General features: G+C 61.6%; 23 protein-coding genes and 2 pseudogenes. 13 read left to right on the top strand and 12 right to left on the bottom strand.

Annotated features, from left to right (window positions below; genetic code table 11):
* The first annotated feature begins 138 nt into the window (after positions 1-138).
* Positions 139-324, top strand: a complete 186-nt coding sequence (locus WDM24_RS23465) for a hypothetical protein (RefSeq protein ID WP_338691715.1) — start codon at positions 139-141, stop codon at positions 322-324.
* A 391-nt stretch (positions 325-715) separates the two neighbouring features.
* Here the strand turns inward: WDM24_RS23465 and WDM24_RS23460 are convergent, their stop codons facing one another.
* Positions 716-1,447 (bottom strand): CBS domain-containing protein, encoded by a 732-nt coding sequence (locus WDM24_RS23460; RefSeq protein ID WP_338827141.1) that lies wholly within the window; start codon positions 1,445-1,447, stop codon positions 716-718.
* 203 nt (positions 1,448-1,650) lie between these two features.
* Between WDM24_RS23460 and WDM24_RS23455 the strand changes: the two genes are divergently transcribed.
* On the top strand, positions 1,651-2,787 hold the full coding sequence (locus tag WDM24_RS23455; RefSeq protein ID WP_338827140.1) for an OpgC domain-containing protein: 1,137 nt from the start codon (positions 1,651-1,653) through the stop codon (positions 2,785-2,787).
* 57 nt (positions 2,788-2,844) lie between these two features.
* On the opposite strand, the gene WDM24_RS23450 is transcribed toward WDM24_RS23455, so the two are convergent.
* The 5 genes from WDM24_RS23450 to WDM24_RS23430 form a co-directional block, all read right to left on the bottom strand.
* Entirely contained in the window at positions 2,845-3,432 is a 588-nt protein-coding gene (locus tag WDM24_RS23450; protein ID WP_338827139.1) for a helix-turn-helix domain-containing protein, read from the bottom strand.
* Between the two features lie 279 nt (positions 3,433-3,711).
* Positions 3,712-3,876 (bottom strand): hypothetical protein, encoded by a 165-nt coding sequence (locus tag WDM24_RS23445; RefSeq protein WP_338827138.1) that lies wholly within the window; start codon positions 3,874-3,876, stop codon positions 3,712-3,714.
* 19 nt (positions 3,877-3,895) lie between these two features.
* Positions 3,896-4,618: a CBS domain-containing protein gene (locus tag WDM24_RS23440; protein ID WP_338827137.1), complete on the bottom strand. Its 723-nt coding sequence runs from the start codon at positions 4,616-4,618 to the stop codon at positions 3,896-3,898.
* Positions 4,619-4,680: 62 nt separating this feature from the next.
* Complete coding sequence (locus WDM24_RS23435) at positions 4,681-5,022, bottom strand: c-type cytochrome (protein WP_029084189.1); 342 nt, start codon at positions 5,020-5,022, stop codon at positions 4,681-4,683.
* 27 nt (positions 5,023-5,049) lie between these two features.
* Positions 5,050-5,886 carry a universal stress protein gene (locus WDM24_RS23430; protein ID WP_338827136.1) on the bottom strand — a complete coding sequence of 279 codons (837 nt, stop codon included), beginning with the start codon at positions 5,884-5,886 and terminating at the stop codon, positions 5,050-5,052.
* 162 nt (positions 5,887-6,048) lie between these two features.
* On the opposite strand from WDM24_RS23430, the gene phbB reads away from it, so the two are divergent.
* The 5 genes from phbB (at position 6,049) to WDM24_RS23405 (ending at position 9,859) form a co-directional block, all read left to right on the top strand.
* Entirely contained in the window at positions 6,049-6,774 is a 726-nt protein-coding gene (phbB, locus tag WDM24_RS23425) for an acetoacetyl-CoA reductase (RefSeq protein WP_338827134.1), read from the top strand.
* Between the two features lie 15 nt (positions 6,775-6,789).
* Entirely contained in the window at positions 6,790-7,269 is a 480-nt protein-coding gene (locus WDM24_RS23420; protein ID WP_338691709.1) for a CBS domain-containing protein, read from the top strand.
* Positions 7,266-7,625: a hypothetical protein gene (locus WDM24_RS23415; protein ID WP_338827131.1), complete on the top strand. Its 360-nt coding sequence runs from the start codon at positions 7,266-7,268 to the stop codon at positions 7,623-7,625. Before WDM24_RS23420 ends, WDM24_RS23415 begins: the two co-directional genes overlap by 4 nt.
* 88 nt (positions 7,626-7,713) lie before the next feature.
* Positions 7,714-9,528, top strand: coding sequence for a PHA/PHB synthase family protein (locus WDM24_RS23410; protein ID WP_338827129.1), 1,815 nt, complete (start codon positions 7,714-7,716; stop codon positions 9,526-9,528).
* A gap of 160 nt (positions 9,529-9,688) precedes the next feature.
* Positions 9,689-9,859 carry a hypothetical protein gene (locus tag WDM24_RS23405; protein ID WP_338691707.1) on the top strand — a complete coding sequence of 57 codons (171 nt, stop codon included), beginning with the start codon at positions 9,689-9,691 and terminating at the stop codon, positions 9,857-9,859.
* Positions 9,860-10,126: 267 nt separating this feature from the next.
* Here the strand turns inward: WDM24_RS23405 and WDM24_RS23400 are convergent, their stop codons facing one another.
* The 3 genes and pseudogenes from WDM24_RS23400 to WDM24_RS23390 form a co-directional block, all read right to left on the bottom strand.
* A complete protein-coding gene (locus tag WDM24_RS23400; protein ID WP_338827127.1) occupies positions 10,127-10,369 on the bottom strand; it encodes a hypothetical protein in 243 nt (80 codons plus the stop codon).
* Positions 10,370-10,437: 68 nt separating this feature from the next.
* Positions 10,438-12,018, bottom strand: coding sequence for an AAA family ATPase (locus tag WDM24_RS23395; protein ID WP_338827125.1), 1,581 nt, complete (start codon positions 12,016-12,018; stop codon positions 10,438-10,440).
* Positions 12,018-12,985 (bottom strand): annotated as a pseudogene (locus tag WDM24_RS23390) (zinc-dependent alcohol dehydrogenase family protein). The gene WDM24_RS23395 and the pseudogene WDM24_RS23390 overlap by 1 nt, the downstream one beginning before the upstream one ends.
* Positions 12,986-13,250: 265 nt before the next feature.
* On the opposite strand from WDM24_RS23390, the gene WDM24_RS23385 reads away from it, so the two are divergent.
* A complete protein-coding gene (locus tag WDM24_RS23385; RefSeq protein WP_338827123.1) occupies positions 13,251-13,727 on the top strand; it encodes an HPP family protein in 477 nt (158 codons plus the stop codon).
* The gene (locus WDM24_RS23380) at positions 13,709-16,480 is read left to right on the top strand and encodes a bifunctional acetate--CoA ligase family protein/GNAT family N-acetyltransferase (RefSeq protein ID WP_338827121.1); all 2,772 of its coding nucleotides are present in this window, start codon (positions 13,709-13,711) and stop codon (positions 16,478-16,480) included. Before WDM24_RS23385 ends, WDM24_RS23380 begins: the two co-directional genes overlap by 19 nt.
* On the opposite strand, the pseudogene WDM24_RS23375 reads toward WDM24_RS23380, so the two are convergent.
* A pseudogene (locus tag WDM24_RS23375) lies at positions 16,450-16,860 on the bottom strand (hypothetical protein). The gene WDM24_RS23380 and the pseudogene WDM24_RS23375 sit on opposite strands and share 31 nt — an antisense overlap.
* A 183-nt stretch (positions 16,861-17,043) precedes the next feature.
* On the opposite strand from WDM24_RS23375, the gene WDM24_RS23370 reads away from it, so the two are divergent.
* Genes WDM24_RS23370 through WDM24_RS23360 form a run of 3 tightly spaced genes read left to right on the top strand, consistent with a single transcriptional unit; the run spans position 17,044 to position 20,018 of the window.
* On the top strand, positions 17,044-18,156 hold the full coding sequence (locus tag WDM24_RS23370; protein WP_338827119.1) for an ABC transporter permease: 1,113 nt from the start codon (positions 17,044-17,046) through the stop codon (positions 18,154-18,156).
* Positions 18,157-18,158: 2 nt separating this feature from the next.
* Positions 18,159-18,893 (top strand): ABC transporter ATP-binding protein, encoded by a 735-nt coding sequence (locus tag WDM24_RS23365; protein ID WP_338827117.1) that lies wholly within the window; start codon positions 18,159-18,161, stop codon positions 18,891-18,893.
* A gap of 15 nt (positions 18,894-18,908) precedes the next feature.
* Positions 18,909-20,018: an ABC-type transport auxiliary lipoprotein family protein gene (locus tag WDM24_RS23360; RefSeq protein ID WP_338827115.1), complete on the top strand. Its 1,110-nt coding sequence runs from the start codon at positions 18,909-18,911 to the stop codon at positions 20,016-20,018.
* Positions 20,019-20,043: 25 nt separating this feature from the next.
* Here WDM24_RS23360 and WDM24_RS23355 read toward each other — a convergent pair whose 3' ends face one another.
* Together WDM24_RS23355 and WDM24_RS23350 are read right to left on the bottom strand one after the other, a co-directional pair.
* A complete protein-coding gene (locus tag WDM24_RS23355; RefSeq protein ID WP_338827113.1) occupies positions 20,044-21,222 on the bottom strand; it encodes an acetate/propionate family kinase in 1,179 nt (392 codons plus the stop codon).
* 49 nt (positions 21,223-21,271) lie between these two features.
* Complete coding sequence (locus WDM24_RS23350; protein WP_338827112.1) at positions 21,272-23,680, bottom strand: phosphoketolase family protein; 2,409 nt, start codon at positions 23,678-23,680, stop codon at positions 21,272-21,274.
* A 328-nt stretch (positions 23,681-24,008) separates the two neighbouring features.
* On the opposite strand from WDM24_RS23350, the gene WDM24_RS23345 reads away from it, so the two are divergent.
* Positions 24,009-24,221 (top strand): hypothetical protein, encoded by a 213-nt coding sequence (locus WDM24_RS23345; RefSeq protein ID WP_338827111.1) that lies wholly within the window; start codon positions 24,009-24,011, stop codon positions 24,219-24,221.
* The last annotated feature ends 8 nt before the right edge of the window (positions 24,222-24,229 follow it).

Below are 24,229 nucleotides of genomic sequence, written 5' to 3'. Positions count from 1 at the left end.
TATGCCTTATTCCGACGTAGCTAATCCCTTGGTCAGGCTCGCAAACCCGCTTCAAGGGGCGGCCACGCCGGGATCGGACAGCGCCCGTCACTTGTTACCCTGCGTACGCACAGCTAGGATGACGGACCCTGTACGTGAATGGGAGCAGAAGACCGTCCCATGGAGCAGTTTGTTCACAACAAGAACCTGGCCTTGTTCAGGAAGAAGCTCGCTGATCCGCGGCTTACGGACGGGGAGCGCAAGATCGTGCACAAGCTGCTGGCGGATGAGGAGGCGAGGCAGATTGCGCCGCATAACGCGAAAGAGGATCGCAAGGCCGATTGACCTGGACCAAGGTCGGCTCCTTCGTCATTCGTTTCCCTGAACTTGCCGGTTGCCAATAGCTGGCAGCTTCAACTGTTTGATCGCAGGCACGCGGGTCCCGCGAAGCTCCCGATGGCAACCTATTACTTCGGCCCGAAGGATGGTGTCCCGGTCTGTGATCGGATCGGACTGGAGTTCGCAAGCCGATACAGCTGTGATCACACACAGCAAGCAAACGGCGAGCAAGATCCGACATGAGAATCCGACCGCATCCGTCGATCATTATGTCGCGGTCATCGATGAGCCGGGTAGGGAGATCCATCGGGAGCCGATTTCTTCAGGCAAGGCCTGAGCCAAGTGCTCGCTGTACCGACGTAGTGTAGACGGCAGTGCCAGTCAGGCAGCACGAGTGCTATAATGGCTGATCGTCTTCCGTCGAGGGCTCCTCCTGCAGCGAGACAAAGTCACCGCCGCCATAGTCCTCCTCTGGCGGCGGGACTTTCGAGAGCTGATCCTCGACCCGCTTCACGCCGGCAACGTTCTCCGCGGCGATGACAGCGGCTTTGCGGGCGTTGTCGCTCCGGATGCCGCCGCGCAAGCCTACGACCCCGTCATGCACGCTGACATTCAGCGCGTTGGGCCGCCAAGGCGCACGCGCCAGTGCGGCAATAACCGACGCGCGGATCTGGTCGTCGTTGGCGGAAGCGGAAGGCCGATCGAGGCGGAGGTTCGCGATGGCGGTGATGAAGTCAGTGCGCGTGACCATCCCGACCAGCCTTTTATCGCGCATCACAGGAAATCGTGTGACGCCGTGCGATTCCATGAGTTGGACGACCTGTTCAAGCGGTGTGTCCTCCTCGACCGTGATCGGACTGGGCGACATGATCTGACTAACCTTGCGGCCGTGTTGGCGGGCGAAGTCGAGTGCGACCTGGTTCGCGCCTGCAAGCATCGCAAGCCAGCGGCCGCGGCGCCTTTCCGTCCCGACTTCCACGCGTCGGATGAAATCTCCTTCTGACAGGATTCCGACTAGCACTCCATCCCGATCGGTGACCGGAAGGCCACTGACGCCATGGGACAGCATCGTCTTGATAGCGTCGATCACCGATGCGTCAGCGTCGATTGTGATGACGTTCCGTGACATGATCTCCCGTACGTGCACGGCGAAATTCCTCCCAATGGCGCTGACACGTTCAGCTAACTCCCGGAAACAATGAGGTGCGTTGATCCTTATCAACCAAGCGGTCGTCTAATCACGCTGATATGCCGCCGGCGCGGCGGGCGCCGGGCCGGAATGACGCCGACAGCTGGTAACCGCCTATGGTTCCTGACAGCCTGACCGCTCGCTTGAACGACAAGAACTCCCGTCAAGACCCGGGGAGAGGCGACGGCCTGGCCTTGGGGCGCGATCTCCGGCTCGATGTATGCCGAGGCATTGCTCTCTGGTGCATCTTCCTCGATCACATCCCCAACAATGTCTTCAGCTGGTTGACCCTGCGGCACTATGGCTTCAGCGATGCGGCTGAAGTCTTCATGTTCGTGTCCGGCGTGACCTGCGCGCTGAGCTACGGCGCTGTCCGCCGTCGCGAGGGGTGGTGGGCAGTCTTCGCGCATACGCTGCTGCGAGGCTGGGAGATCTATGCGGCCTTTCTCATCCTGACTATTACGCTCGTCGTGGTCGTGCACGCCTCGGGCAGCGATCGATTCGCGGGCGAAGCCAACGTGAAGATTCTGTTGCAACAGCCGGGTGCCGCACTGACCCATGCTGCCATCCTGATGTATCGCCCGATGAACACGGATGTTCTGCCGACCTTTGTGCTCTTCCATCTATCGTTTGCTCCCGCCCTCTGGGGAATACTGAAGTTTCCCAATGCGTCCCTGCTGACCTCCGCGTCCATCTATACGCTGGTCCAATTGTACGGCTGGAACTTGCCGGAGTGGCCTGTCAATCAGTGGTATTTCAATCCGCTTGCTTGGCAATTCCTGGTCGTCCTTGGGGCGTGGTGGGCGATCCGGGGCTATCGGATGTTTTGGCCAAAAATCGTGTCGTGGCCGGTCGTTTTACTCGCGACAGCGTATCTCGGCTTTGGCCTCATGATCACATTGAGCTGGGAGGTCGAGCCATTGGCAGCCGCGATTCCAGGCTATATTACGCGGTTAATTTATCCGATCGACAAGCCGGATCTGGACCCTTTGCGGCTCCTGCATTTCCTGGCCATTGCCATCGTCGTGGCGAAGTTCGTGCCACCGAATTGGCGGGGATTTACTATGGTCGGCCTGATTCACTGCGGCGAGCGTTCGCTCGAAACCTACTGCGCAGCCGTCGTGCTTTCCCTGCTGGCAAGTTGGTATCTCGTTGAAGTATCCGACAGCATCGCGGCGCAGTTCGTGGTGAGCGCCACAGGGGTCGCGGCGCTCGTCCTGTTTGCCACATGCATGGCCTGGATCGGCAAACGAAGCCGGCAACATCCGAAACTGCTGTAAGAGATGCTTCTCGTCTCTGTCCCGCGATCGCCTGTAGGAGACAATCAATCTTGCCGCTTATGCCACCATGAGCCGATTCAGCTTCACGCAGTTTCGCAACTCGACCCGGCGCGCAGTCGGAAGAGAAATTACGCCGTTCCGCTCGAGCTGGGTAAAGGTGCGCGAGACCGTTTCGATCGTAAGGCCAAGATAGTCGGCGATGTCCTGTCGCGACATCGGAAGCTCGACGGCGGCATTCTTGGTGGCGCGGCGCGCCATGTCATGCAGGAAGCCGACGACACGCTCTTCGGCGCTACAGATCAGGAGCATCAGATGCTGTTGAAACCGGCGCAGCTCCTGCGCCGTCGCGTCCCACAGCTGTCCCGCCAGATCCTTTTCGTGCGCGGCGCGGGCCATGAGGGCGGCGCGTTTTACGACGACGACCCGCGTCTCGCAGACGGCCTCGGCCGAGGAGATATGGCTTTCACCGGCCTCGAAGCCGAAGATATCTCCGGGCAGATAGAACGCGCCAATCTGGCGGCGTCCGTCTTCCAGGATCTTGTAGGTGCGGACGGCACCGGAGACGACCTGGTAGAGGTATTCCGCAGCCTCCTCCTCGCCGTAAATCTCGCTGTTGCGTGCGAACCGCATCGGCGCCCCGATCATGCCAAACGGCTTTTCGACATGCGCCTGTCGGGCGAGGATGCTGGTCGGGTGACGGCTGTTCTCGCGAGAAATAGCGTTTTGGGTTTGCATGGCGACGCTCCATGGATGGGAAGATCGATGGAGGCAGATTGATCGCATCTCCTGGATTGGGAAATTTGGATATTTCCCCTAAGTAGAAGCCACTTACGTATCTGTACGTAAGTCCAGGAGATACAGAGGAATAGACGGTGTTCGTACGCCGAGATGTCAGTGTCTCGGCGCGCGGGGCGAAAAGCGACGCTAGGTCCCGTTCTTGTCGGGATAGGCAGCGCGTGTGGTGGCTCGATTCTCGTCTTGTTCCTGACGCCAGCGCGTCGTGCTGCGATCGGTGAGGACGAGCACGAGCGCAAAGATCGAGAGGAGGAGACAGACGGCTGCGACGACAAGCAGTGTGCTCATTGCCATGTTGGGCTCCTCGATCTGATCAGCCGGCCGCCTTGATGTCTTCCGGCGATTCCACATAGTAGCCGGAATAGCCGTCGACGAAGCAGAGGTGATCATGGACCTCCTTGACACCCGAGGTGTTCTCGGCGAGCACGATCGCGGCCTGGCGCGCGCGGTCATCGAAGATCAGGCCGTGCAGATGCACGACTCCGTTGCGCACCCAGACCTGGAAGCCGGCGGGACGCCAACCGGTGGCGTTGATTTCGCGCAGGATTCGTTCACGGATATGGGTATCATCGGCCGTCGGGTCAGGCACTTCGCGCGCCAGCGACGCGACGGCTTGCAGGATGTCTGCTCGGGTGACGATCCCAACCATGGTCTTGCCATTCACAACCGGTACCCGCTTCACGCCATGCTTGTGCATCAAATGCACGATCTCGTCGAGCGGCGTCTGCTCGCCGACGGTGATCGGATTCGTAGCCATGACATCTTCGACCTTACGGCCGCGCTCGTGCACGAAATCGGTCGCGGTACGGCTGACCCCGGTGAAAAGCTCGAGCCAGGCCGATCGTTTGTGTCCTGTTCCGATCTCGGCGCGCTGCAGGAAATCTCCCTCCGATATCATGCCCCTGAGCGTACCATCTTCGTCCATCACCGGCAGACCGCTGAGGTGACATCGCAGCATGATGTTGGCCGCGTCCAGAATCTTCGTGTGCGGGCTGACGGCGATGATATGTTTGGTCATGATCTGATGCGCGCGCATGTCGGACCTCCATGTTGAAAATCAAATATTAAAGCTCTGTGCGCCCTGCATATTGACGTGGCTCAACGGACTGCTTGGCCGCGCTCCAGAGACTTCAAGAACAGCATGAAGTCGCCCACTTGGTCCGCATCGAAGCTGAATTGGGGCATGGTCGGATGGCCAGTGATGATTCCTTCCGCCAATGCTTCCTGCAGCATCTCGACCGGATAGCGCTCGTGCAGCGTCCGGAACGGCGGCGCTATCCTCAGCGGGCTGGGGCTCACCCGATCGATCGCGTGGCAGCGGGCGCAATAGAACTGCGCAAGGCGACGGCCTTGCTCCTGGTCCGCGGCGGCTGGAGCCAGCGCGGCGCAGATCGCGCTGGCGATGACGAGGCCGCAACCAATAGTATGCCGGAACGTCATGGCGGGATGCCTCACGTTGATTGGCGTTTAATGAGACATCAGGACCGGGACGGTCATCGCACGAAGCATATCGCGCGTCACGCCGCCGAGCACGGTTTCCTGCAGCCGGGAGTGGCCGTATCCACCCATTACCAGAAGGTCGAGGCTCTCATCCGCCGCGATCGACAGCAGGATCGACTGAACTTCTGACTTGGACGCCGGCAACGACGTGATCTTGGCCGGAAGCCCCTCCTTTGCAAGATAACGCACCAGATGGTCGGTGGAGCTTTCTGAGGGAATCGGATCAGCACCACCGATAGTGATGACGGCGAGAGCATCGGCTGCGTGCAACAGCGGCATTGCGTCATGGAGGGCGCGGGCAGCAAGCCGGCTGCCGTCCCAGCAAATCCCGATTCGCTTCGCCGAAAATGCGCCGTGGAACGTGTAAGGCATGAACAGGACGGGACCGCCGCTCTGGAACAATAGCTCCCGCGGGATCACGTCGTCGTAGCTGTCGTATTCGCCGCGCGGCTGCACTACCACGGTCAGGTCATGGAGTCGCGCGCTCGCGCAGATGATCCCGCGAGCATCGATGGGGAGCGCGCCCACGGCGCGGGTCGCGTAGGATATCCCTGCATTCCGAGCCTCGATGTCGAAGACGCGCAGCGCCGCCTCGGCGCGCTCCAGGGCCTGTGCATGTTCGACCTCGAACAGCGAGGCGACGGCCACTCCACCCCCGACTACGATCGGGACACTGGCAGTCTCATAGCCGATTGCCATCGCGTCAAGATGCGCGCCGGTGCTGAGCGCGAGCGAGACCGATCCGTCGACTGCGGGGCGCGGCGACAGATCCGTCGGAATGTGGACCAAGATGTTCTTGAACATGGGCCGTTCTCCAAAGAGGTAAGAGCAAGTGCCATCAAAGCACCGGTCGAGGCGGGCCAATTTGATCTGCCTCATGCGCGTTCGTGGATTCTGATTGAGCGAGATCAATTCATCGAGCGTGTTTTTCGCGCAAATGTTGTGCCCCAGCTTGGAGGAGCCGGCATGGCGCGCGTCGCATTGGTTACGGGTGGAAGTAGGGGAATTGGGGCCGCGATTTCGCGCGCCCTCGCTGCTGCCGGATGCCGCGTTGCGGCCTGCTATGCTAGGAATGCAGGAGCCGCGTGGTCTTTTCAGGATCAGACCGGAATTCCCGTTTTCCAGTGGGATGTCGCGAACTACGAGGCCTGTGCAGCCGGTGTCCGCGAGGTGGAGACGGCGCTGGGCCCAATCGACATCCTGGTCAACAACGCCGGTATCGTGCGCGACGTCACACTGCATCGAATGACCAAGCCGCAGTGGGATGCGGTGATCCGGACCGATCTCGATTCATTGTTCAACATGTGCCGGCCCCTCATCGAGGGCATGCGGGCGCGCAAGTTCGGGCGGATCATCAACATCTCGTCGATCAATGGGCAGAAGGGCCAGATCGGCCAGACGAACTATGCCGCGGCGAAGGCCGCCGAGCTCGGCTTCACCCGCGCGCTCGCGCTCGAAAGCGCGCGGTTTGGGATCACTGTTAATGCAATCTGCCCCGGTTACATCAACACCGAGATGCTGGCTGCGGTGCCGGCCGATGTCATGCAGAACTCTATTCTGCCGCAGATTCCGGTCGGGCGGCTGGGGCAGCCGGAGGAGATCGCCCGTGCCGTCGCCTTTCTTGCTGCCGACGAAGCAGGGTTCATCACCGGGTCGACGCTGTCAATCAATGGCGGCCAGCATATGTGGTGAATGGGAGACGTGACAATGCTCGCAACCGATGTGATGCGCAGTTCGTTCGCAACGATCAAGCCGACTGCCACAGTACTCAATGCCGTCGAGCTGCTGCTTGAAACCGATCAGCGCGGCCTGCCAGTGATCGACGACGCCGGCGACCTCGTCGGCATGGTTTCGGAGGGCGATTTCCTCCACCGCGATGAGCTTGGCATCAGCCCGCCATCAGGAAACTGGCTGGAGTCTTTGCTTGGCATTGCGGAGAATACACCTGAACGCGAGCGCATGCGCACGCTGCAGGTCGGCTCGCTCATGAGTGGCGCGCCGATCACCGTCGATGTCGAGGCATCGATCGAGGACGTCGTCGCGCAGATGGATATCTACAACGTCGCCCAGATTCCGGTGCTCGGCGCCGGAACCGTCGTCGGTATTATCAGTCGCAGGGAACTGCTTGCGGCATTGGCGCGCCGATTGAGAGAAGCAGAAAAAGAAAGCATTGGAGTTACTTCATGAGCGAGATGACCCTGCAGTCACATGCGCACGCCGTCGTTTGGATCGATCACCTTGTTGCGAAGGTTTTCGGCATTGGGTTGACAGGCGTCAGCGCGACGGCCGTCCATGTGCATTTGGCTTCGCAGCACCTGCATCATAAGACGAATACTGGCGATGGTCTCGTCCAGGCCGATGCGACATTTCTTGCCAGGGTGGGAGAGGCCGTAAGCGGTTTCGGTCCAGGCATCGAGAAGGCCGAGCTGACGCAGTATCTTAGGGCGGAGCGGCCCGACCTCCAGTTGCATGTTGAGCCGAGCGATCATCCGACCGACGCGGAGATCGTGGCGCTGGGTCGGAAGCGGTTCCACCTTGGCTGAGCGGCAAAGGCCCGGCGTCTGAACAGCTGCCAGGTCGAAAAGATAGATTTGCGCCCGAGCCCATCCGGCTCGAGTAAGGAGGCGAGCGATGACAGTCCATGCAGTTCTCGACCAGCCCACATCTGCCGCTAACGGCGATGTGGCGACTGCGAGAGCGCCTGCGTCGGTGCCATCCGAGAGCCAGGCAATAGCGGGTGCCGAGTCGATCGACCAATTGGTCCACGCGGCAATGGCGCGATGGACCGGGGGGCTTTCACCGGCCAGCCTTGCGCTCGCATTCGCCGATTGGCAACTCCATCTCGCGGCCTCACCCGGCAAACGGCTTAAGCTGGCGCTGAACGCGGTTGCTGACGGCTCGCGCTTCGCGCGGATGGTGTCGACGCCGCATGCTGTCTGGCAGCCCTGGTTCATGGTCAAGCCTCAACCGGGTGACAACCGGTTCGCCGGCCGGGATTGGACATTACCGGCCTTTAACGTCATGGCGCAGGCATTCCTGCTGGGCGAACAGTGGTGGCATTCGGCGGCGAGCGGCCTGCACGGCGTCTCGAAGGGAAATGCGGCAATTGTGGATTTCACCGTCCGCCAATGCCTCGATGTCGTGGCGCCGTCCAACTTTGCATTCAGCAACCCCGAGGTGCTGCAGCGGGCGATGGATTCAGGTGGCGGCAACTTCGTGTCGGGCTGGCAGAACTGGCGGGAAGATTGCAGGGACCTATTGAGCGCCAAGCCGTCCGGACCCGCCCCATTTGTGGTCGGCAAGGAGGTTGCCGCTACCAAGGGCAAGGTTGTCTACCGGAATGAGCTGATCGAACTCATCCAATACGCCCCCGAGACGGCCGCCGTTTGCCCCGAACCGATACTTGTGGTGCCGGCGTGGATCATGAAGTATTACATCCTCGATCTCTCGCCGCAAAATTCGCTCGTGCGCTTCCTGGTTCAACGCGGCTTTACGGTGTTCATGATCTCATGGCGCAACCCCGGGCCGGCCGATCGCGAACTTGGTCTTGATCACTATCGCAAGCTCGGGATCGACGCCGCCATAGACGTCATCAATCAGCTTGGTCCCGGACGTCCAATCCATGCGGCTGGTTACTGCCTTGGCGGGACGGTACTCGCAATTGCGGCTGCTCGGCTGCAAAAGGAGCGGCCCGGCTGCCTGCGCTCGGTGACGCTCTTGGCAGCCCAGGTTGATTTCACCGAGGCTGGCGAGCTGACGCTCTTCATCAATGAAAGCCAGGTCGCGTTCCTCGAGGATATGATGCGGCAGCGCGGCGTCCTCGAGACGGCGCAGATGGCCGGTGCGTTCCAGTTGCTGCGCTCGAACGACATGATCTGGTCGCGCCTGGTCCGCGACTATCTCATGGGCGAGCGCGCCGCACCGAGTGATCTGATGTCATGGAACGCGGACGCGACTCGCATGCCATACCGGATGCATTCAGACTATCTGCGCAAGCTGTTTCTCAACAACGACCTTGCCGAAGGCCGTTATTTGGCGGACGGGCAGCCGGTGGCACTCTCCGACCTTCGCGTCCCCATGTTCGTGGTCGGCACCGTTCGTGATCACGTCGCGCCCTGGCGGTCGGTTCACAAGATTCACCTGCTGGCTGATGCCGATATCGCCTTCGTGCTGGCGAGCGGCGGTCACAACGCCGGCATCGTTGCTCCGCCGTCGGAGGAGGGGCACAGCTATCAGCTGCTGGAAAAGAGGGCGGATCAACCCTATGTCGGCCCCGACGAGTGGCTGCAGAAGGCGATGAATCGCGACGAATCATGGTGGCTGGAGTGGGTTCGTTTCCTCATCGCGCATTCGGGAGCCTGGGAGCCGGCGCAGTCGGCGCTTCACGCGCCCCAGGGCGGGCCGCCGCTCGACGATGCGCCAGGACGGTACGTCCTGCAGCATTGAGCCGGCCAGTTGTTGCCGTGGACGGGCTTGATCTGCCGCAAGGCGCCACCGGTGTCCGGTCTCTATGGTAGCGGCGACGCCGCAGGGTTGAGGAGTCGGCCCGGTGTTTCAGGGCAAAAGTCGCGGGTCAATGAGCCGCGCTCGTCTGCAGGAGGGAGCCATGAGTCTCATTATTCGAATTCTCTTCATAATAGCGGGGTTCATCGCAGCGCTGTTTGTCGCGCGCGATACTCTCAATTTCGACATCATGCAAATGTTCGTCGTCGTCCTATTCGTAACCGGGCTTCTGATGGTTGGTGCTTTCTGGAGTGTGTGGCGGCGGCAGGCGTGACCTTCCGGTGTGAGTGGCGGTGGCGTTCCAACATGGCCGCTCAGCTCGCTGAATCCTGCATAGCCGTTGCGCTTGGCGGCGCCGCCGGATCGGCTTATGTCGGCGAGGCTGAACGTCAGCTTCGAGCCCAGCGGCCGATCGCTAGCCTGCGGATGATACTTCATGCGAAGGCATTGAGGGCCGGCCCTGCAAGGTCGACCCTCGATTCATAGCAGATGTCAAGGCAAGTTAAGCGAATGCACTCATCTTGCATTCCAAGCCTGTATTCTAGCGCCCTTCGTCCCGACCGGTGAAGGCTATCAGCAGCAACGACAGCGCGGACGCCGCTGCCATAAAGGCTGCGGTCCAAGCTGCCGCCGATACGACAAAGGCCGCCTCAAATCGCCAAGCCAGAAGCGGCTCGGTTGAGGCAAGCGGAATCGCGTCGGGGAAGAACCAGTTGTAGAATAGAAGAAGCGCCGCCGTCGAGATGGCGCTTCCGGCAAAAAGAAGACCCAGTGCGCGGCTCATAGCATCCTCCTGTTCTGGCGAAAGGATGCTGACAGACTTCGCCGGCTCGACCAATTCCGGATCTTCCCTTAGGGGGCGGTCCGCACGCCGGAAGGGCACGATGCATTTCGCAGACAGGACATGCTGCGGCGGAGAGTCGTGGCGGGCGAACCGGAGGCGTCCACGATTTCCCAATCGACGTGGCCGGTATCAATCGTCGCTTGGGCGTTGACAACGTCGATCGTCGCATCGGAGGCATCGTGCCGTCGCGATGCGACACGTTGCAGCCGCGCGGCGTCATTGGCAGTCAGAAATATCCCGCTGAATTCGACCTTGGCGCTGCGGGCAACCGCTTTTGCGGCGTCGCGTTCGGCTTGCTGCAGGAATGCTGCGTCGAGGATAACTGAGATTCCTTGCGCCACGGCGTGGCCGGCACGATCGAGCATGGCCTGGTAGACGCGGTCAGATGCTTCGGGAGTGTAGGCCTCGGGCGGCAGTGTGGTGTGTTCAGTGACCTGGTTGAGTTGCTTGCGAATGACATCGGATCGCAGAACCAGGGCGCCCGGAGGTGGCACGATCAGATACGCCATGTCGAGCGCAAGCACGCTCTTGCCGGTACCGGACTTCCCGCCAATTGCAAGCAGGCGGGACGGCCCCGGTTCAATGAGCCGGCGTGCAAGCTGGAAATACCGTTTTGCGTGGGCGGTGATCGTTTGGTCGCTTTGGTGTTGTCGCCGCTTGGTGAAGAGCACGTTGGCGCGTATTGGAGCGCGCATCGACAGGAACAGCGGCAGCAACGACAGCGCGTTCGACTGTGCATCCCAAGTGGTTTGCACGTAGCTGTTGAACAGTCTGTTGGCTGTCGGCTCTTTCCCGAAGTACAGCAGATCCATCACGGGGAACGCGAGGTCATAAAGGACGTCGGTTGTCGCGATGACCGGATCAAACTCGATCGCATCGAATAGAACGGGCCGGCCGTCGAGCAGGACGATGTTGCCGAGATGTGCATCGCCGTGACAGTGCCGGACCTGTCCAGCGGCGGCGCGGCGGCGCAGCAGTTCGAGGTTGCGTGCGAGGGCCTGATGACTTAGTTCGTGCAATCTATCGAGTTCCTCTCGGGAGAGAACTGGCTCGGCGCAAAACTGCTTCGTATTGCGATCGATGATGACAGGGAGCGAGGCAAGCCATGGGGATCCTTCGCGTCCGGTTGCGGTCCGATGGGATTCGAGCAGGATGGCGGCCAGTCTCTCGCCAAGTTCCGGCCGGATTGCATCTTGCTCGGCAAGATGATCGAGCGTCTTGTTTTCGTCGAAGCGAGCCATTTCGACGGCCCATTCGACAACCGGTCCGGTCCCCCCGATCGCAAGACCTTCGCGCCCGCGCGTGATTGGGACCGCCCTGTGATAGATTGCGGGGGCGTGGCGCTTGTTGATGGCAATCTCATCTTCGCAAGCGCGCCGCCGCTTCTCCAACGTCGAGAAGTCGAGGTAAGGAAGCTTGACCGCTCGCTTGATCTTCAGGGCGCGCGACGGCTCCAGGAATACGCTCGAACAATGCGTGTCGATCCGCCGCACGGCAACGTTCGGTCGGTCCGATCCGGCCAGAAACGACAATACGGCGTCCTGGCTGGCTTCACCCGCGGCCGCGTCGGTAGGCGATTCCGCTGTCATCACGGTCTCAGCACAGCAGCGCCGACCAGCTTGCCGTCGCGCAGGCGCGCAAGCGCTTTGTTCGCCTGATTCAAGGGGAAGACGGTGACGTGCGTTCGGATTTCGGCCTTCGCCGCGATCCTGAGAAAGTCGACGCCATCCTGTCGGGTGAGGTTGGCGACGGAGATGATCTGTCGTTCACCCCAGAGAATGTTGTAGGGAAAGCTCGGAATATCGGACATGTGGATGCCGGCGCAGACCACGCGTCCGCCCTTGCGCAGCGCGCGCAATGCAAGCGGGACGAGGGGCCCCGCGGGTGCGTAGATGATCGCGGCATCAAGTTCGGCCGGCGGTCGATCGCCCGAAGCGCCGGCCCAGCATGCGCCGAGCGACAAAGCCAAGTGCTGGGCCTCGGTGTCGCCCGCACGGGTCAAAGCGTACACATCCCGCCCTTGCCAACGCGCCACTTGTGCGACGATATGTCCCGCCGCGCCAAAACCGTAGATGCCGAGTTTGCGGCCGTCGCCAGCCATCACCAGGGAGCGCCAGCCGATCAGGCCGGCGCAGAGCAGCGGTGCAAGCTCCGCGTCCTCGCCGTCTTCACCGAGCGGAAAGCAGTAGCGCGCGTCTGTCACCAGGTGGGTGGCAAAGCCGCCGTCCCGCGTATAACCGGTGAACAGTGGATCATCGCAGAGATTTTCCTTACCCTCCCGGCAATAAGGGCAGTGCCCGCAGGTCGACCCGAGCCAGGGAACGCCAACGCGCGTACCAAGCTGCGCGCCGCTTACGCCGTCACCAATCGCGTCGATGCGGCCGACCACTTCGTGCCCGGGAACGATCGGATAGGCAATGTTTGGCAATTCTCCGTTGACGACGTGCAGATCGGTGCGGCAAACGCCGCAGGCGCTGATTTTCACGCGGACCTCGCCGGGACCCGTTGCACTTGTTGCAGCGTCGCGCCGCGCGCGGTCAAGATCATGGCGTGCATAACGGAAACTCGCTTAGCTCGATGACCATTCTTTGATCACATCATTTGATTCCGTTTTGATCCTGGTCAACGGCCGATTGGCTCTTCCGGATTAGCTTTGCTTCGCAATCAAGACCCAAAAGGGCCTGCTCAAGACCACCGTTAAGAGGCTGGCCGCCAAGCAGAACCGGCGATCGACATCAAGACGGTGGCGTAAGCGCTTCGCGGGGTAGTTGCTCAGGCAGCGGTGCCTCCGCGAAATGCCATCCAACCCAGGGGATCAGCCATGTACGAGTTTCTTCAGGAAACCGTCGCGAGCAATATGACGAAGTCGGTCCGGAGCGTCGCTCCCGAGATGAGCGTGGGCGATCTGTACCGGCTGTTCGCAAGAGACGACTATGATGCCTATCCCGTCCTGCGCGACGATATCGTGGTTGGGTTCGTCACGAAAATCGACGCCCTTAAGGTGTTCGCGCTTACGACGGATCACATATTGCCACATTATGACGATCGCATGGGGACGACAGTCGACGAGATCATGTCGTGCGATGTGATTGCAGTCGAGCCGGACACAAATCTACAGCGTGTTCTGCAGCTGATGGTCGCACATCGGCTCAAGAGCCTGCCCGTGGTTGACGGACATCACCACCTGCTCGGAATTATCGCTCGCGAGGACGTCATGCGGGCTCTGGCGCGCTGCACGAATCGGCAGGCGCCTCCGCTGGTTCCTTGCGAGACCGTTCGATGTCTACGTTCGGCTTAGAGCGGGTTCTTTTGCCGCGAACAATAGCACTTGTCGGCGGCAGCTCGCGTCCGTCGTCGTTGGGCGGGGCTGTTCTCAGGAATCTCAAGGCGAGCGGCTTTGTCGGCCGGATCGCCGTGGTCAATCCAAACTACGCTGAGATCGGCGGCGAAGCCACGTTCTCGGATATCAAGTCGCTCCCGTTCGTTCCAGATCTCCTCGTGATCGCGGCGCCAGCGGCTGCGATACCTGTGATTATCTCAGACGCCGCCGCGGTCGGCGTCGGCGGCGCGGTGATCCTGTCGGCGGGTCTCGGGCACGGCGAGGGCTCGATTGCCGAGATGGTTGCGCGGACGGCGCGCAAGCACGGCATACGCCTAATCGGGCCCAACTGTATCGGGCTGATGGTACCGCACGCGAAGCTCAATGCGAGCTTCGCGGCCCATCGTCCATTCGACGGACGGATGGCCCTGATCTCGCAGTCCGGCGCCGTTGCTGCCGCGATGATCGAATGGGCTGCGCAACGGCGGCTCGGCTTTTCCGGCATTGTCTCGATCGGCGACCAGCTTGACGTCGACGTTGCCGACCTGCTCGACTATTTCGCATTGGACGACCATACCAACGCGATCCTGCTCTATGTGGAGGCCATCAAGGATGCGCGCAAGTTCATGTCCGCAGCGCGCTCCGCGGCGCGGCTCAAGCCGGTAATCGTCGTCAAGGCGGGGAGGATGGCCCAGGGCGCCAAGGCCGCTGCCACCCACACCGGCGCGCTGGCCGGTTCAGACGCCGTCTTTGATGCAGCATTCCGCCGTGCTGGTATACTGCGTGTGTACGACCTGCGCGAACTGTTCGATTGCGCCGAGTTGCTCGGCCGCGGTTTTGTTCCGCGCGGCAACCGGCTGGCGGTTTTGACCAATGGCGGCGGGCTCGGTATCCTAGCAATCGACCGGCTTGCCGAACTCGGGGGCACTCCGGCGAACTTGACGACGGAGATCATTGCTCGGCTCGATCGGGTTCTGCCGCGAGGCTGGTCTCGCGCCAATCCCGTCGATATTTCCGGCGACGCCGATGCCACTCGCTACGTGTCCGCGCTCGACGCATTGCTCGAGGACACGAACAGTGACGCTGTGCTGGTCATGAACGTGGAAACGGCGGTCGCGCCGACCGAAGGAATCGCCGAAGCGGTGGCACAATGTGTTCTTGATCGTCGGACCAGGAAGAGCGACGTTGGCACGCTGGTGCTTGCATCGTGGGATGGTGCCGACGATCGCACGGCGGCGACCTTTGAAGCTGCCCACATCCCGCATTTTCCGACCGAGGATGATGCGGTGCGCGCCTTCACGTATCTGGTGAGATTCCGCGAAGCCTCCGTCGCACTGGCCGCAACGCCGCCCGGTATCGCCTCGACCTTTAAGCCGGAAACGGCTGCGGCGCGGCGCATAATCGCGAAGGCGCTGTCGGAAGGGCGGGAATGGCTTGACCCGGCCGAGATCGTCGCCCTGTTTGAGGCTTACGATATTCCGATGGTGCCGACGATTGCCGCGCGCGATGCCGACGATGCCGCGGAGAAGGCCGCGCCGTTCCTGGCCCGGGGACTTGCGGTGGCCGTCAAGCTGCTTTCCCGCGACATCCGTCACAAGTCGGATATCGGCGGCGTCATTCTCGGCTTGCTGACTCGCGAAAGCGTCGCCGAGGCGGCCCGGACGGTGCTCGCGCGTGCCCGGAGCGCGCGTCCCGATGCCACCCTTCAGGGGGTGACGATCCAACCGATGATCGAGCGGAGGGCGGCACGCGAACTGATCGTCGGCATTGCCGACGATCCGACCTTTGGCCCCGTGATCGTGTTTGGCCGCGGTGGCACCGCGGTCGAGGTGATCAACGATAAGGCGCTGGCGCTGCCACCGCTCGACATGAACCTGGCGCGCGACCTGGTGGGGCGGACTCGGGTCTCGCGGCTGCTTGCGGCCTATCGCGACGTGCCCGCTGTCCCCGGCGACGCCGTGCCGCTCACCCTCGTCAAGCTGGCGCAGATGGCGGCCGATATTCCGGAAGTCGCAGAGCTCGACATCAATCCGCTACTGGCAGACGAGACCGGCGTGATTGCGCTCGACGCGCGCGTGGCAGTCCGTAGGCCAGTGCGGCTGTTTGCCGGTCAGACGCGGCTCGCGGTGCGGCCTTACCCGTCGCAATGGGAAGGAGAGCTTGCCCTCAGGGGCGGCTCGCGCGTCGTGATACGGCCGTTGCGGCCGGAAGATGAGCTAATGGTTGAGAGCTTCTTCAGGCGAGTGACCGCCGAGGACCTTAGGCTTCGCTTCTTCCAGGCAATGAAGAATTTTTCGCACACGTTCATTGCACGGCTGACCCAGCTCGACTATGCGCGTGCGATGGCCTTTGCGGCGCTGGATCCGAGCACTGGCGCGATGGTGGGAGCAGTCCAGCTTCATTCGGACTCGCTCTACGAGAATGCCGAATATGCTATCCTGCTGCAGTCCGACCTCAAGGGCAAAGGACTGGGATGGGCGTTGATGCAGCTCCTGATCCATTATGCGAGGTCGGAAGGACTCAAGCGGCTGTCCGGCGAAGTGCTGGCCGAGAACACGACCATGCTGAACATGTGCCATGAGCTCGGTTTCACGGCCGCCGCAGTGCCCACCGACCACAGGATCATCAATGTCGTCCTAGACATCTCCCTTCCGGCGATGGATGCCTTGGGGACCGACATCCTGATCCGGCGTGGGCGCGATCAAAGCGGCGAGACCGCAACGATCCGATAGGGATGCATGCCATCCGCCTCGCGGACAGAGACATATTCGCCGAGGCGAAAGCGCTCGTTGCCGAAATGATATCCGGCTTCATCGGCGGCTGCCCCTGCCACGTCGTAGTGGAATCGCCAGCTGTCGCTCGGTCCGTGCACAAGGTGGCCGAGTTCATCGTCCTCGTCGGGCCGCTGACGAACGACACGGCAGGCCTCGCGATGGGTTTTTCAAGTCTCGACATCGATCCGCGACGCCGTGTCTAGCGGAGCGACGATGATATAGCCGATCGCGGAGGCGCCCTCGGGGTGATCGTGCTCGCGTGCACGTTCGAGCCGGACCTGTCTGAATGAGTGCGGTAACGCAGTATTCGGCAAAGGCTTGAAAGCGGCGCGGTTCATCGAAATCTCCCTGAGCGTGCCCGGTGCTGACGGGCCAAACATGTCAAATCATAGGCCTTCCGCCCGCAAAGCCGTTTGATTTGCGTCAAGAACGACCTGGAGGCCGTTGAAGCAAATTGCGTTGTGTCAAACACCGCCGCCGCCAGCCTCCTATGCTTGATAGGCAAACTTGGAGTTGGTCCCTTGCTCAGCGTACCGGCATTGACAGCGAACGCGGACGATCCACGCCTGCTAACAGCATGCGGCGCCTGGAACGTTGCCAATGTCGAGCAGTTGGAGCGGCTGTGCGAGGGGGCGGCGCGCACTGACATCGGGGCGATTGATCTGCGTCACATCACCACGCTCGACACAGTCGGGGCTTGGCTGCTTGAAAGGCTGGCCCGCGGTGGCGCAACCAGAGCAGCCCTCACCGGTGCCGACGGTCCGCACGGTGACTTGTTGGAAGAGGTGCGAGGACTGAACCGCGGCGGCCCTGCGGAACGTAAATCGTTCAACCCCTTGCTGCAGAGGCTCGATCAGCTCGGCCGCGGCGGCCGGCGGCTGGCGTCCGATTTGGGGGCATTCCTCCATATGCTCGGTACCGTCAGCGCAGCCCTGCTAGGCATTCTCAGGCATCCGCGGTCGTTTCGGCTGACATCAACCGTCTACCAGCTCGGCCGAGTGGGGTGGCAAGCGGTACCGATCATAGCCCTGATCACGTTCCTGATCGGGGCCATCATTGCCCAGCAAGGGATTTTCCATTTCCGTCGCTTCGGCGCGGAATCCTATGTCGTCGACATGGTCGGCATCCTCGTGCTGCGCGAGATCGGCGTGTTGATCGTCGCCATCATGGTGGCGGGACGATCGGGGAGTGCCTATACCGCCGAGATCGGCGCAATGAAGATGCGTGAGGAGATTGATGCCCTCAGCACCATGGGGCTCGATCCGGTTGCAGTCCTGATCCTGCCACGAATCCTGGCGCTCGTGGTGGCGTTGCCGATCCTTGCCTTTCTCGGCTCGCTCGCGGCGCTCTATGGCGGCGGGCTCATCGCCTGGCTCTATGGCGGCATGAGCCCTGCAATCTTCATCGCACGTCTCCATGAGGCGGTTTCCGTCACGCATTTTGAGGTCGGCATCATCAAGGCGCCGTTCATGGCGCTCGTGATCGGGCTTGTCGCGGCCGTGGAGGGGCTGAGCGTCAAGGGCAGCGCGGAGTCGCTCGGGGAGCGAACGACCGCCTCGGTGGTGAAATCGATCTTCCTGGTGATCGTGCTCGACGGACTGTTTGCAGTCTTCTTCGCCTCGATCGGGATGTAGCCATGACCGACGCTTCGGCGATACACATACGGGACCTCGTGGTCGGCTTTGGCAAGAAGATCATCCTCGATCACCTCGACCTCGATGTGAAGGACGGGGAAATTCTTGGCCTCGTAGGGGCATCCGGTGGCGGAAAATCTGTACTGATGCGAACGTTGGTGGGATTGCTGCCAAAGCGCAGCGGGCAGATCGATTTCGCAAGCGGCAGCCTTGAACGTCGTTGGGGCATCCTGTTCCAGCAGGGAGCGCTGTTCTCGGCGCTGACGGCTCGACAGAACATTCAGTTTCCTCTGCGCGAGCGCGCGCGGCTTTCGCCGCGGCTGCTTGACGAAATTGCGGACGCAAAACTCGAGATGGTCGGCCTCGCGCGCGAAGACGGGGACAAGTTTCCGTCCGAGCTCTCGGGCGGCATGACCAAGCGTGTTGCGCTCGCCAGGGCACTGGCGCTCGATCCAGCGCTGCTCTTTCTCGATGAGCCGACATCCGGCCTCGATCCGATCGCGGCCGGCGAGTTTGACGCCCTGATCCGGACGTTGCACCGGACGCTGCGCTTCACCGTCTTCATGGTGACGCATGATTTGAACAGCCTACAAGCCGTCTGCGATCGCGTTGCCGCGCTCGCAGACGGCAGGATCGCAGCGATCGGATCGCTGCCGTCCGTGCTCGAGTCCGATCATCCTTGGGTCAAGGCCTACTTTCATGGTGCCCGCGCGCAAATGCTCGGCTTGGGCAGCTAGACGAGAGAGAAACACATGGAAATTCGCGCGCCCTACATTATTGTCGGTGCATTCGTATTGTCGGCAATCGTCGCGGTGTTCGGCTTTGTCTATTGGCTGAACAATGTCGGTGGCATTGGCAAGCGGGAGACGTATCAGCTTGTTTTCACTGATCCCGTGCCTGGGCTCCTCGTTGGTGCAGGCGTCCTCTTCAACGGCATCCGCGTCGGCGAGGTGACTGCACTTGAGCTGGTGCCGGAACGCCCGCGCGAGGTTCGCGCCAAGATCGCGGTCGCTGAGCACACGCCGGTGCGTAGCGACACGCGCGTTGGTCTCGATTTCCAGGGGTTGACTGGTGTTCCCGTGATTGCGCTGGAAGGTGGTGATGATCCCGCGTCGCCGCCGGCGCGCGGGCCGCTGGTGGCCGAAAAGGGCGCCGGCCGGAGCATGACACAGGCCGCGCGCGATGCCCTGCACCGGATGGATGCCGTTCTGTCTGAAAATGCGGCGCCGCTGCATAGCACGATCGATAATCTCAGTACGTTTGCTGAAGGACTCGCGCGCAACACCTCCAAGCTTGACGGCATCGTGGCAGGGCTGGAGCGCATGACGGGCGGCGGTACGCCCGCGCCGCGCAAGGTAGTCTACGACCTTCACGCCGTGGACAGCTTCGGGTTGCAACACCATGCAGCTCTGCCTGCGCCGTTGATCATAGCTGAGCCGACCGCGATTACCCGCCTGCAGACCCAGCGTTTTCTGTTCTCGCCGGATGAAGAAAATCAAGGGTTTGAGGCCGTGCAATGGAGCGACAGCCTTCCGGCGCTGGTGCAGGCGCGACTACTGCAGAGCTTCGAGAATTACGACATCGCACATGCGCCGTTCCGCGCCGACAGCGGCGTAGAAGGTGCGTCACGTCTGCTGATCGATCTCCGTCGTTTTGAAATCGTGCTCGGAACCCAGCCGCGCGCGATCATCTCCTTCTCTGCGAAGATAGTGGACCAGAATGGTCAGGTAAAGGTTGCAAAGATTCTCGATGACTCCGAAGAGATGACCTCACTGACGCCGCCTGAGGCGGCAGCCGCATTTGATCGGGCCTTCGGCGCGCTCGCACGCGAGCTCGTGATGTGGGTTGCGGCGACGGATTGAATAGGGCGGTTGTAGTGGGCGCAACCTAGCAACCTGCAGACAGCAGGCTGCGGCAGTGCCGCGCGATGCTGATCTCCTCGTTGGTGGGAATGACCAGCACATCCACCGGGCTGCCCTTCGCAGCGATACGCTGCTTGCTCAGCGCATTTGCGGCCATATCCATGCTGACGCCAAGCCAGGCGAGACGATCACAGATGCGTTGCCTTATTTCAGCGGCGTGTTCACCGATGCCGCCGGTGAACACGAGGCCGTCAAGTCCGCTGAGCGAGGTCGCCATCACAGCGACCTCCGCGGCAACCCGGAACGTGAAGAGGTCGATCGCGTCGCGTGCGGCGGCTTCCGGGCTTGCCAGCAGGGCGCGCATATCGGCCGAGATGCCGGACACGCCAAGCAGGCCCGACTTTTCGTACAATAGATGCTGGACCTCGTCGGCGGACATCTTCGCTTCCTGCAACAAATAGAGCAGCACGCCCGGATCGATCGTGCCGCAGCGTGTTCCCATGACGAGACCGTCGAGTGGGGTCAGTCCCATGGTGGTGTCGACGCTCTTGCCCTCGTGCAAGGCACAGAGGCTGGCGCCATTGCCGAGATGTGCCACCACCGTGTGCTTCTGCGTCGGTGCGAGTGCGGCGAGGCGGCCCGCGACATATTCGAAAGAGAGCCCGTGAAAACCATAGCGCCGGATGCCGCGGTCTTCGAAATGGCGCGGAATGGCAAAGCGGCTCGCAAGCGGCGTCAGGTTGTGATGGAAGGCCGTATCGAAGCAGGCGATTTGCGCGAGTCCTGGCCGCAGCGACTGCACCGCACGAACCGGTGTCAGACAGCGCGGCTGGTGCAGCGGGGCGAGCGGGGTCAACGCGTCCATCGCGGCGAGAGCCTGGTCGTCGATCATGACGGGGCGAAAGAAGTCGCGTCCGCCATGCACGACACGATGGCCAACCGCGACAAGCCTGTTCCCGGCGAGATGCCCGTCAATCCAGGTCAAGATGCCGCTGAGCAGATCGACCCGCTGTCCTTCGCCACCGGGAAGGTCTTTCTTGAACAGCTGTGTTCCGGACGCATCGGTCACCACGATGTGTGGTGCCGTTTGCTGCTCGTCGATCAGGCCCTTACACTTCAGTTCTGGCTCGACGGGTTCAATGTCGAACAAGCCGAACTTGATGCTGGAAGAGCCTGCATTCAGCACCAGGACATGATCGGACATCGGCGGTCTCTTTCGTGCTCGCTGCAGATGCGGCCTTTCAAATCCTCGATCACCGCAGTGTCGTACCACCTGCGCCGGTGGGCCACGCCCAGTCTCGGATCTCCGGCATATCTTCGCCGTGCTCGCGCACGTAACGCGAATGCTCGGTCAGCCTGTCGCGGAATCCCTGCTTGACGTGGGCCGCGCTGATGTCGAGCCCCGGCACCCGCTCGATCGCCTCGATCGCAAGATGGAAGCGGTCAAGCCCGTTCAACACCACCATGTCGAATGGTGTCGTGGTGGTGCCTTCCTCGGCGAAACCGCGCACATGCATGCCGGCATGATTGGCGCGGTTATAGGTCAGGCGGTGGATCAGATAGGGATAGCCGTGATAGGCGAAAATCACCGGTTTGTCTCGCGTGAACAGGCTGTCGAAGTCGCGGTCGGACAGCCCGTGTGGATGCTGCTCCTTCGGCTGCAACGTCATCAGGTCGACGACGTTCACCACGCGAATCTTCAGGTCCGGCAGCGCCTTGTGCAGCAGATCGACTGCGGCGAGTGTCTCCAGCGTTGGAACGTCGCCGGCGCAAGCCATCACCACATCCGGCTCGGCGTTGGGCGGCTCGGTGCCGGCCCATTTCCAGATGCCGATGCCCGCCTCGCAATGATTGATCGCCTCACGCATCGAAAGCCATTGCGGAGCGGGCTGCTTGCCCGCGACGATCACGTTGATGCGATCGTAGGTGCGCAGGCAATGATCGGAGACCCACAACAGAGTATTGGCATCGGGTGGAAAGTAGACGCGGACGATATCGGCCTTCTTGTTGGTGACGAGATCAACGAAGCCGGGATCCTGATGGCTGAAACCGTTGTGATCCTGTCGCCAGACATGCGAGGTCAGGAGATAGTTCAGCGAGGCGATCGGGCGCCGCCACGGCAGCGCGCGCGAGACCTTCAGCCACTTGGCGTGCTGGTTGAACATCGAATCCACGATGTGGATGAAAGCCTCATAGCAGGAGAAGAAGCCGTGACGGCCGGTGAGCAGGTAGCCTTCGAGCCAGCCCTGGCAGAGATGCTCGCTCAGCACCTCCATCACGCGGCCGTCGTGCGCGAGGTGGACGTCGTAGGGCTCGATCCCTTCCATCCAGACCCGGTCGGTGGCTTCGAACACCGCGTCCAGCCGGTTGGACGAGGTTTCGTCCGGGCCCATGATACGGAAGTTGCGGGCGTTCGCATTGAGACTCACGACTTCGCGCAGAAACTTGCCGAGCTCGCGAGTGGCCTCGGCGACCACGCCCCCGGGGCTCGGAACGTCGACGGCATAGCTGCGGAAATCCGGTAGCTTGAGCTCACGCTTGAGCATGCCGCCATTGGCGTGCGGATTGGCCCCCATCCGGCGGTTGTCAGCCGGAGCGAGCGCCTGCAAATCCGGTTCGAGCCGGCCGTCCCCATCGAACAGCTTGCCCGGCTCGTAGCTCCTCATCCAGTGCTCAAGCAGCTTCAAATGCTCGGGATTGCCTCGTGGATTGGTGATCGGCACCTGATGGGCGCGCCAAAATCCCTCAACCTTCAATCCATCGACTTCTTTCGGGCCCGTCCAGCCCTTTGGGCTGCGCAGTACGATCATCGGCCACTTGGCGCGCCGAAAGCCCGCAGCCTGTTGGCGTGCATGTTGCTGGATGGAACGGATATTGGCGAGCGCTACGTCTAGCGTGTCGGCCATCAGCCGGTGCATGGCGTGCGGATCGTCGCCTTCGACGAATAGCGGCTCGTAGCCGTAGCCGATGAAGAGGCTGCGGACTTCCTCGTCATCCATCCGCCCCAGCACGGTAGGATTTGCAATCTTGTAGCCGTTGAGGTGCAGGATCGGCAGCACTGCGCCGTCATGCATCGGATTCAAGAACTTGTTGGAGTGCCAGGACGCCGCGAGTGGGCCGGTTTCCGCCTCGCCGTCGCCGACGACGCAAACGGCGATCAAATCAGGGTTGTCGAACACTGCGCCATACGCGTGCACCAGCGCATAGCCCAGCTCGCCGCCTTCGTGAATTGAACCCGGCGTTTCCGGCGCCGCGTGGCTCGGAATGCCTCCGGGGAAGGAGAACTGACGGAACAACTTTTGCAGGCCATCCAGGTCGCGCGTCACCTCCGGATAGATTTCCGTGTATGTGCCCTCCAGATAGGTATTGGCGACCATGCCGGGACCGCCATGCCCGGGACCGCAGACATAGATGACGTTGAGATCGGACGCTTGGATCGCACGATTGAGATGAGCGTAGATAAAGTTGAGCCCCGGTGTGGTGCCCCAATGACCAAGCAATCGCGGCTTGATGTGCTCGGGTTTAAGCGGCTCGCTCAGAAGTGGGTTTGCCAGCAGGTAGATCTGGCCAATGGAAAGGAAATTGGCGGCTCGCCAGTAACGGTCGAGCAACTCGAGATCTTTGACCTGCGCTCGCTCATTTGGACCAGTGACTGATTGCATGCCGCTCTCCCGAGGAAGGGGTCAGGAATGACCTCAAAATCTGCTAATCGGTTCCGAGTTAAAAGGCCAATGTGACGGGAATAGCTTGAGCCAGCTCAAAGATGCTCGCCAATGCTCGCCCGAGCCTCATTGTTCCCGGCAACGGTGGGCTATCACGCCTTCGCGAAGCCGCTCAGACGGCCGACGGCCGAAAGTGGAAAAGACAGGCCCCACGCTGCCCCTCCGGAAAGTTCCCGTCGTCTCTTGCTGCGGATTGACCCTGCTCAATGCGTCTGTTCGGGCAATCGCGGATGCTGCCAGTATTCTCATCCTCCTGACGAGCGTCACCATGGCCGATCAAGCGAAATTGCCCATTGTCGAACAAGCAGAGCCTCACCAAGACACTCCAACTGTCAGTCGCGCGGAGCAGCCCGCTGATCGCCACTGGTTCCTGGACAAATTGGAAGATGACGAAGTTCGCGAGGCCCTGAAAGGCAGCGCGGCACTCGCCCCTTGCCACATAGAACAGGTTGGGGCGGTGCTTGAGCGAAACAGTGGATAGGAGGGGGC

This window comes from Bradyrhizobium sp. 27S5, from assembly GCF_037217225.1.
Taxonomy (GTDB): Bacteria; Pseudomonadota; Alphaproteobacteria; order Rhizobiales; family Xanthobacteraceae; genus Bradyrhizobium; species Bradyrhizobium septentrionale.
This window is presented reverse-complemented; position numbering and strand designations above follow the sequence as displayed.